Source organism: Micromonospora sp. CPCC 205546 (genome assembly GCF_036902715.1).
Classification (GTDB): Bacteria; Actinomycetota; Actinomycetes; order Mycobacteriales; family Micromonosporaceae; genus Micromonospora.
On sequence record NZ_JBAKHL010000019.1, the window covers coordinates 48,596 to 57,249 of the forward strand.

Below are 8,654 nucleotides of genomic sequence, written 5' to 3' on the forward strand. Positions count from 1 at the left end.
TCCGGGAGCAGCCATGAGCCATCCTTCGCCCACCGTCGAGATGACCCCGCGGTCGCCGGAGCGCGGCCCGATCCGCGCGGTCGTGTTCGACCTCGACGGCGTCATCGTCGACAGCTCGGCCGTCATGCGCGAGGCGTTCAGCATCGCGTACGCGGAGGTGGTGGGCGACGGACCGGCGCCGTTCGAGGAGTACAACCGGCACATGGGCCGGTACTTCCCGGACATCATGCGCCTGATGGGACTGCCGCTGGAGATGGAGGAGCCGTTCGTCCGGGAGAGCTACCGGATGGCGCACCTGGTGCCGCTCTTCCCCGGCGTCCGGGAGACCCTGGAGACGCTGCACGCGCGGGGGATCCGGATGGCGATCGCCACCGGCAAGGCCGGCCCCCGGGCCCGTTCGCTGCTCGACCAGCTCGGCGTGCTGGGCCTCTTCGGTCAGGTGATCGGCTCCGACGAGGTCGCCCGTCCGAAGCCCGCCCCGGACATCGTGCTGCAGGCGCTGGGCCACCTCGACGTGTCGCCGCACCAGGCCATGATGGTGGGCGACGCGGTCATCGACCTGCTCAGCGGCCGGGACGCCGGTGCGACGGCCGTCGCCACCACCTGGCACGGCGGTGACGTGGCGGCGCTGCTCGCCGCCGGTCCCGACCTCGTCGTGCACGCCCCGACCGAGCTCCTCGCGCACTGCCCCGCGGCCCTCGTGCACTGACCCGCGCCCCGGCCGCGGGGTGCACCATGATCGGGTGAACTTTCTGCAGCTTCAGCAGCGCCTGCGCGCTGCCGGCCACGACCCGTTCCAGGCGTACGCGGGCCACTACGACACCCTGCGCGGCCAGGGCCGCGCAGTGGGCAGGTCGATGTCGATGTGCTACGGCGCGTGGAACCTGCTGATCGAGGACGGTCGGTACATCGTCACCGTCCGGGACCTGCACCGCCCCGCCCGCTTTCCCCCCGACACGCACGGCCCGGAGCCGGTCGTCTTCGACAGCGAGCAGGCCGCCTGCGAGGAGCTGTGGGCCATCGTCAGCAGGCTCGACCCGCCCGGCAGCGTCCGGGCGGTCACCGCCGACGAACTCGATCCCGTCGCGGTCGACTGGCTGCGCGAGTGCGGCTGGTGGCCGCCGGCGACGTTGTACGGCAACCCCTTCGTCGCCACCGGCGAGCGGATGTCGTACCGGATCGCCGAACGCGACGGCCGGTTCGAGCTGCACCTGCGCGACCACGGGGTGGCCAAGCTCGGCGATCCGGTGCACGCCGCCGACGACCTCGCCGACGTCACCCGGGTCCTGCTGACCGAGGTCGGCAACCGTGACGCCCCACGCCCGCAGGGCTGGCCGCGCGTGGGGTTCCGGGCCGGCTGGGCCGGCGAGGAGGACCTCTCCGCGCTGCGTGCCCTCGACCTCGCGGCGATCACCCGGGCGTACCGCACCGAGTGTCCGGGCCCGCCGCTGCGGATCCTCGCGGAGGGGCCCGACCTGTCCCTGGTCACCACGGAACTCGTGGAACTGGCGGAGCGCGGCGGCCATCCGCTGCGGCAGTTCGTGAGCACCCGCGAGTCGGTGGCGTTCGGCGTGGACGTGCGGTACGTCATCCGGCGTCACCACGAGCCGCTGCGCTACAGCGTCGACCGCTACGGCGAGCGGGAGAACCATGCCACCACCGTGTTCACCGCCGAGGACCTGGCGCCGATCCACGAGTACCTGAGGCAACGCTTCCGGCGCTGACCCCCGGGCCAGCTCCAGCAGCGCGTCGTTGCTCCGCGAACGCGGCCCGGGTGACTCCGGTGGCAGGCCGGTCGCGGCGTCTGTGGGACCTCTCAGCGCAGCCCGTCGGCGGCCTCGGGGCCGGCTTCCAGGAAGCGCAGCATGGCGGTGGCCAGCATCTCGGCGACGGGGGGCGGGACCAGATCGGTGCGGATGGTGAGGCGCAGGAGGGCGCCCGTGGCACCGGGAAGCACCTCGGCGAGGCAGGAACCCGACCACTCCCGGGCGTACGGCTCGACGACCTCCTCGGTCCGGCAGCCGGGCAGCGCCAGCGGAGGGACGAGGTTGTCCTGGTAGGCGAAGGAGGGCAGGCTGTTCGCCACCTCGCGGGACATGCCGAGGATCGGGTCGGTGGTCATCTCCACGAAGGCAACGTCCTGGGCGGCCATCAGCCCGTCCGCGGTGCGCTGGACCGCGCGGATCAGGTTCTTCTCCGGCCCGTCGAACCGGACCCGGAGGCAGTTGGAGGTGATCCTGCTCGTGAAGGTGGAGTCGAGGATCCGGCTGCCGCGCTGGGCGACGATCATCAGCAGGGCGATGTCGTCCTGCTGGTGGATGGCGCGCAGCGCGGAGGCGTAGGCGGCGGCGAAGTAGGTGGAGCGGCTGAACCGGTGTTCCCGGGTGGCCCGGTCCCAGCGGTCCAGCACCTCGGGAGGGACGGCGACGGTGTGCCCGGTCCTGGGGCCCCAGGTCGGGGTCTGCTCCAACAGCGACTGGGGCCGGCCCTCGCCCTGGCGGGCGAGTCCCCGCAACTGCTCGCGCCAGTAGTCCCGCTGCGCGTCGAGGTCGGTGGCGGTCCGCAGGCGGGTGTGCTCGTCGTGGAACTGGCGCAGCGTGGGTGCGGGGCGGTCCCACGCGGGTGCCCGGCCGGCCAGGCGGGCGGCGTAGGCGCGGCTGAGGTCCCGGACGAGCAGCCCGTGCGACCACCCGTCGAAGGCGATGTGGTGGATGCCGACGCCGAAGAGGATCCGCCCGGTCGATCTCTCGCGGACGAGCGCGGCCCGCCAGTTGCGGCCCTGGGTGTAGTCCAGCGGCTGCTGCACCGCCTCGGCGAGCTGGTCGAGCGCCTCCTGTTCGCTCGTGGCGTCGGTGAGCAGCCGGAGCGGGGGCATGCCCGGGTTCGGCGGGACGACGGCCACGGGCGGGTCCACCCGCCGGTAGCGGGCGTACAACGCCTCGTGCCGCCGGTGCACGTCGCCGAGCGCCGCCATCAGCGCGCGGAGGTCCGGTTCGCCCTCGATCCACCAGGTGGCCGGGCAGACCAGGTCGAAGGGGAGCCAGACGAACTTGCCGACCGACAGGGTCAGCGGAACGGGCCCGGTCGGGCCGGGGCGGCCGCTGACGGGCGGTTCCGGTTCGGCCGTGGGGCGGCGGGGCGCGGTGGTGAGCCAGTGCGCCAGGCCGTGCGGTGTGGGCGTGCGGTGGATCTGCGAGACGGGTACGACGACGTCGGCGGCCTCGTCGACGGCGGCGGCGACGGCGGCGGACTGCAGGGAGGTGCCGCCGAGGGCGAAGAAGCTGTCCCGCGTGCCGACCCGGTCGATACCGAGGACGGTCGCGAACACTCCGGCCACGAGACGTTCCTCGTCCGTCGCGGCTTCGACGTAGTCCACGCCGAGGTCCGGGCGCTGCGAGCCCGGTTCCGGTAGCGCCCTTCTGTCGATCTTCCCGGTGCCGCCGACGGGGAACCGGTCGAGGACCATGATCACGGCGGGGACCATGTACGGGGGCAGCACGCCCGCGGCGTGCTCCCGCAGCGCGGTCACGGCCGGGCTCCGGCCGTCGCGGCCGGTCACGTAGCCGACCAGGCGGGCGACGCCCCGGTCCTCGCGGCGGACGACCACGGCCGTGCCGACGTCCGGATGCTGTTCGAGGACGGCCTCTATCTCGCCGAGTTCGATGCGGATGCCGTTGACCTTGACCTGGTGGTCCATCCGGCCGAGGATCTCGAGTGCTCCGGTGGCGTTCCATCGGCCGAGGTCGCCGGTGCGGTAGGCGACGCCGCCGCCGTACGGGTCGGTGACGAACCGTTGGGCGGTCAGGTCGGGTCGGTTGAGGTAGCTGTCGGCGACCCCGGCACCGGTGATGAGGATTTCGCCGGGGACACCCATGGGGACGAGGCCGAGGTTGGCGTCGACGACGCGGATCTGGCGGTTGGGCATGGGCCGGCCGATCGGCACGTACGCGCCGCCCCAGCCCTCCGACGCGTCGAACCACGTGCACGCCACGGATGCCTCGGCGGGCCCGTACGCGTTGATCAGGCGGGCGCCGGCGGCCATCCACCGTCGGGCCATGCGGGGCGGGACGGGTTCCCCGGCGAGGGTCACGCACGACATGCTCGGGCAGTCGGCCGGGTCCACGGCGGCGAGGTTGGTGGGCGGGCAGAACGCGTGGGTGGTCTCCTCCTTCGCGATCAGCTCCGTCAACCGGCGGGCGTCGAGCAGGTCGTCACGGGAGCAGACGACGACGCGGGCGCCGGAGGTCAGCGCGGTGTAGATCTCGCCCAGGGCGACGTCGAAGACCGGGGCGCAGCAGTGCAGCATCCGGCTGTCCGGGCCGACCGCGCACTCGTCGCGCATCCAGGTGACGAAGGTCGTCAGCTTGTCGTGGGTCAGCACGACGCCCTTCGGCGTACCGGTCGATCCCGACGTGTAGATCACGAACGCCGGCGCGTCGGCCGGCACCACCGGCAGATCCACCGGTTCACAGTCCCGTACCACCGGCCAGTCGTCGTCCAGCGCCACCACGGACACGCCGTCGCCGCTCGGAACCCGGGGCGCCACCGCGCCGACGGTGAGCACGATCCGGGCGCCGTGGTCGGCGAGCAGCATCCGCATCCGCTCCGCCGGCCAGGACACGTCCATCGGCGTGTAGGCCGCACCCGCCCGCAGGACGCCGAGGGTGGCGATCAACGTCCACATGCTGCGGTCCAGGGCCAGCGACACCACGTCCCCGACGCCGACACCGGCTGAGCGCAGGTATGCCGCCAGCGCCCCGGAGCGGCGGTCCAGTTCCGCGTACGTGACGACCTCGCCCTCGGCGACACCCGCGACCGCGTCCGGCGTCCGGCGTGCCCACCGCAACACCAGTTCGTGCAGCGGCTCGTCCGGCACCGGACGGACCGGGCCCCGCCCCCACGCGAGCAGCCGCTCCCGCTCGGCCGTGCCCAACAACGGCAGCCCGGACAACGGGACCCCGGGTTCCCGCAGGCCGGCCGACACCAGCGTCTCGGTCTGCTCCAGCAGGCCCCGCACCCAGTCCGCGGAGAAGCCCTCCGCCGCGTGGTCCACCCGCACCGCCGACCCGTCCGCCGCGACACTCACCACGAGGTCGACGTCCACCGTCTCCGGTCCCGCCTCGGCCACCGGGGCGTCCACCAGGCCCACCGCCACCGGACCCGCCACACCCGTGATCGCCACCGGCGCGGCCCACGCCGCGGCCACCCGGCTCACCAGCTCACCGAACGCCGGATCGTCCGCCACAGCGACCCGCACCGCCGCTGCACCCGAGGACAGGCCGAGGACCACCTCCTCCTGGCCGGTGTACCGGGCCAGCACCCCGACGAGGCCCGCCAGCACCATCAGCCCGGCCGGCCCCGGGCCCGCCGGGCCGGGCAGCTCCAGCATCCGCAGTTGCGACGCCGCCCGGGCCGGCCACACCAGCGGCCGCCGCAGGTCAGCCGTCAGGTCGAGGGCCTCGAAGTCGGTACCGGCCCCGGCGACACCCGCGGTCGGGGCCCGACCACCGACGAACCCGACGGACATGGGTCAACCTCCGATCAGGACCGGCGCCACCCGCAGGAGTACGGCCGGGTCACGAAATCCGGGAACTGGTGGGCGCGCCCACGGCATGGGGAGTACGGGGTGAAGGTTCAGTCGGTGGTGACGACCGGAGCGGGCCCCGCTTCGAGGAAGCGCAGCATGTGTGCGCCCAGCTCCTCGGCGAGGGTGAACGGGATCAGGTCGGTGCGGATGGTGATGCGCAGCAGGGCGTCGGTGTCCCGGGGGATGGCCTCGACCGTCAGCCCGCTCATCACCTCCCGCGCGTACGGCTCGACGACCTCCTCGGTGCGGCAGCCGGGCAGTTCCAGCGGAAGGACCACGTTGTCCTGGTAGGCGAAGCCGGGGATGCTGGCGACCACGTCGCCGGGGAGGCCGACGGCCGGGTCGGCGGCGGTCTCCGAGAAGGGGATGTCCTGGGCGGCCATCAGCTCGTCGACGGTCTGCTGGACGTGCCGGAGCAGGTCCGTCTCCGGGCGGAACCGGACCCGGACGCAGTTCGAGTTGATCCGGGTGGTGAAGGCGGAGTCGAGGATGCGGCTGCCGCGCCGGGCCACGATCATCAGCAGGCCGATGTCGTCCTGTTGGTGGATGGCGCGCAGCGCGGAGGCGTACGCGGCGACGAAGTAGCTGGAGCGGCTGAACCGTCGTTCCCGGGCGGCCCGGTCCCAGCGCTGCATGACCTCGGGGGTGACGGTGACGATGTGCCCGGCCTTGGGGCCCCAGGCCAGCGCCTGCTCCAGGGGCGCCTGAGGTGCGCCCCGGCCCTGGCGGGGCAGGCCGCGCAGTTGCTCACGCCAGTAGGTCCGCTGCGCCTCGAGGTCGGCGGCGTCGCGCAGCCGGGTGTACTCCTCGTACGACTGGCGCAGCGTCGGCGCGGGCCGCGCCCAGACGGGGGCCGCGCCGGACAGCCGGGCGGCGTAGGCGTGGCTGAGGTCGCGCACCAGCAGCGCGTGGGACCAGCCGTCGAAGGCGATGTGGTGGATGCCCACGCCGAACAGGACCCGCCCGGTGGACTTCTCCCGGATCAGGGCGGCCCGCCAGTTGCGGCCCTGGGTGTAGTCCAGCGGCTGCTGCACGGCCTCGGCGAGCTGGTCGAGGGCTTCCTGCTCGCTGTTGGCGTCGGTGAGCAGTCGCAGCTGCGGCATGCCCGGGTTCGGCGGGACGAGCGCCACCGGCGGCTCGACGCGGCGGTAGCGGGCGTGCAGGGCCTCGTGGCGGCGGTGCACGTCGCCGAGCGCCGCCATCAGCGCGCGCAGGTCCAGCTCTCCCTCGATCCACCAGGTGGTCGGGCAGACCAGCTCGAAGGGCAGCCAGACGCACTTGGCGACCGACAGGGTCAGCGGGACGGGCTTCGACGGGCCGGGGCGGCCGGTGACGGGCGCCTCCGGTGCGGGCTTGGGGCGGCGGGGCGCGGTGGCCAGCCACTGGGCCAGCCCCCGCGGGGTGGGGGTGCGGTGGACCTGCGAGACGGGTACGACGACGTCGGCGGCCTCGTCGATGCCCGCCGCCACCGCCGCCGACTGCAGGGAGGTGCCGCCGAGGTGGAAGAAGCCGTCGTGCGCGCCGACCCGGTCCAGCCCGAGCACCGTCGCGAACACCCCCGCGACGAGACGTTCGGAGTCGGTAGCGGGTGCGACGTAGTCCACGTCGAGGTCGGGGCGCTGCGAGCCCGGTTCCGGTAGCGCCCGTCGGTTGATCTTTCCGGTGCCGCCGACGGGGAACCGGTCGAGGACCATCATGACGGCGGGGACCATGTAGGTGGGCAGTACGGCGGTGGCGTGCTCGCGTAGCTGTGCGGTGACGGGGGTGCGGCCGTCGCGTCCGGTGACGTAGGCGACGAGGCGGGCGGTGCCGTGGTCTTCGCGGCGGGTGACGATGGCGGTGGCGACGTCGGGGTGTTGTTCGAGGGTGGCTTCGATTTCGCCGAGTTCGATGCGGATGCCGTTGACTTTGACCTGGTGGTCCATGCGGCCGAGGATTTCGAGTGCGCCGGTGTTGTTCCAGCGTCCGAGGTCGCCGGTGCGGTAGGCGGTGCCGCCGTCGTAGGGGTCGGTGACGAAGCGTTGGGTGGTGAGTTCGGGGCGGTTGAGGTAGCTGTCGGCTACTCCGGCGCCGGTGATGAGGATTTCGCCGGGTACGCCCATGGGGACGAGGTTGAGGTGGGGGTCGACGACGCGGATCTGGCGGTTGGGCATGGGCCAGCCGATGGGTACGTATGGGCCGTTCCAGCCTGCTGAGGCGTCGTACCAGGTGCAGGCGACGGCGGCTTCGGCGGGGCCGTAGGCGTTGATCAGGCGGGCGCCGGCGGTCATCCATCGTTGTGCCATGCGGGGTGGGATGGGTTCTCCGGCGAGGGTGACGCAGGTCAGGCTGGGGCAGTCGGTGGGGTCGATGGCGGCGAGGTTGGTGGGTGGGCAGAAGGCGTGGGTGGTCTGCTCCTTGGCGATCAGGTCGGTGAGGCGGCGGGCGTCGAGCAGGTCGTCGCGGGAGCAGATGACGACGCGGGCGCCGGAGGTCAGGGCGGTGTAGATCTCGCCGAGGGCGACGTCGAAGACCGGGGCGCAGCAGTGCAGCATCCGGCTGTCCGGGCCGACCGCGCACTCGTCGCGCATCCAGGTGACGAAGTTCGTCAGCTTGTCGTGGGTCAACACGACGCCCTTGGGCGTACCGGTCGATCCCGACGTGTAGATGACGAACGCCGGCGCGGACGCCTCGACGGTCGGCAGGTCGCCCGGCCCGGTCGCCTCTACGGCGGGCCAGTCGTCGTCGAGGGCGAGCACCCGTACGCCGTCGGGCCGGGGGATGCGCGCGGCGACCTCGCCGACGGTGAGCACGATCCGGGCGCCGTGGTCGGCGAGCAGCATCCGCATCCGCTCGGCCGGCCAGGACACGTCCATCGGCGTGTACGCCGCACCCGCCCGCAGCACGCCGAGGGTGGCGATCAACGTCCACATGCTGCGGTCCAACGCCAGCGACACCACGTCGCCGGGGCGCACGCCCGACGACCGTAGGTACCCGGCCAGCGCCCCGGAGCGGCGGTCCAGTTCCGCGTACGTCAGCACCTCACCGCCGGCGACACCCGCGACCGCCTCCGGCGTGCGCCGCGCCC

The 8,654-nt window shown here is 73.3% G+C and carries 4 protein-coding genes; 2 read left to right on the forward strand and 2 right to left on the reverse strand.

What is annotated here, in order from left to right:
• The first annotated feature begins 40 nt into the window (after positions 1-40).
• Positions 41-709, forward strand: coding sequence for an HAD-IA family hydrolase (locus tag V6U77_RS12165; RefSeq protein WP_442934420.1), 669 nt, complete (start codon positions 41-43; stop codon positions 707-709).
• A 34-nt stretch (positions 710-743) separates the two neighbouring features.
• Complete coding sequence (locus V6U77_RS12170) at positions 744-1,724, forward strand: hypothetical protein (RefSeq protein WP_334606387.1); 981 nt, start codon at positions 744-746, stop codon at positions 1,722-1,724.
• A gap of 92 nt (positions 1,725-1,816) precedes the next feature.
• Here V6U77_RS12170 and V6U77_RS12175 read toward each other — a convergent pair whose 3' ends face one another.
• Positions 1,817-5,527 (reverse strand): non-ribosomal peptide synthetase, encoded by a 3,711-nt coding sequence (locus V6U77_RS12175; RefSeq protein ID WP_334606388.1) that lies wholly within the window; start codon positions 5,525-5,527, stop codon positions 1,817-1,819.
• Positions 5,528-5,634: 107 nt separating this feature from the next.
• Positions 5,635-8,654, reverse strand: a 3,020-nt coding sequence (locus V6U77_RS12180; protein ID WP_334606389.1) for a non-ribosomal peptide synthetase, incomplete at its 5' end; no start/stop codon positions are given.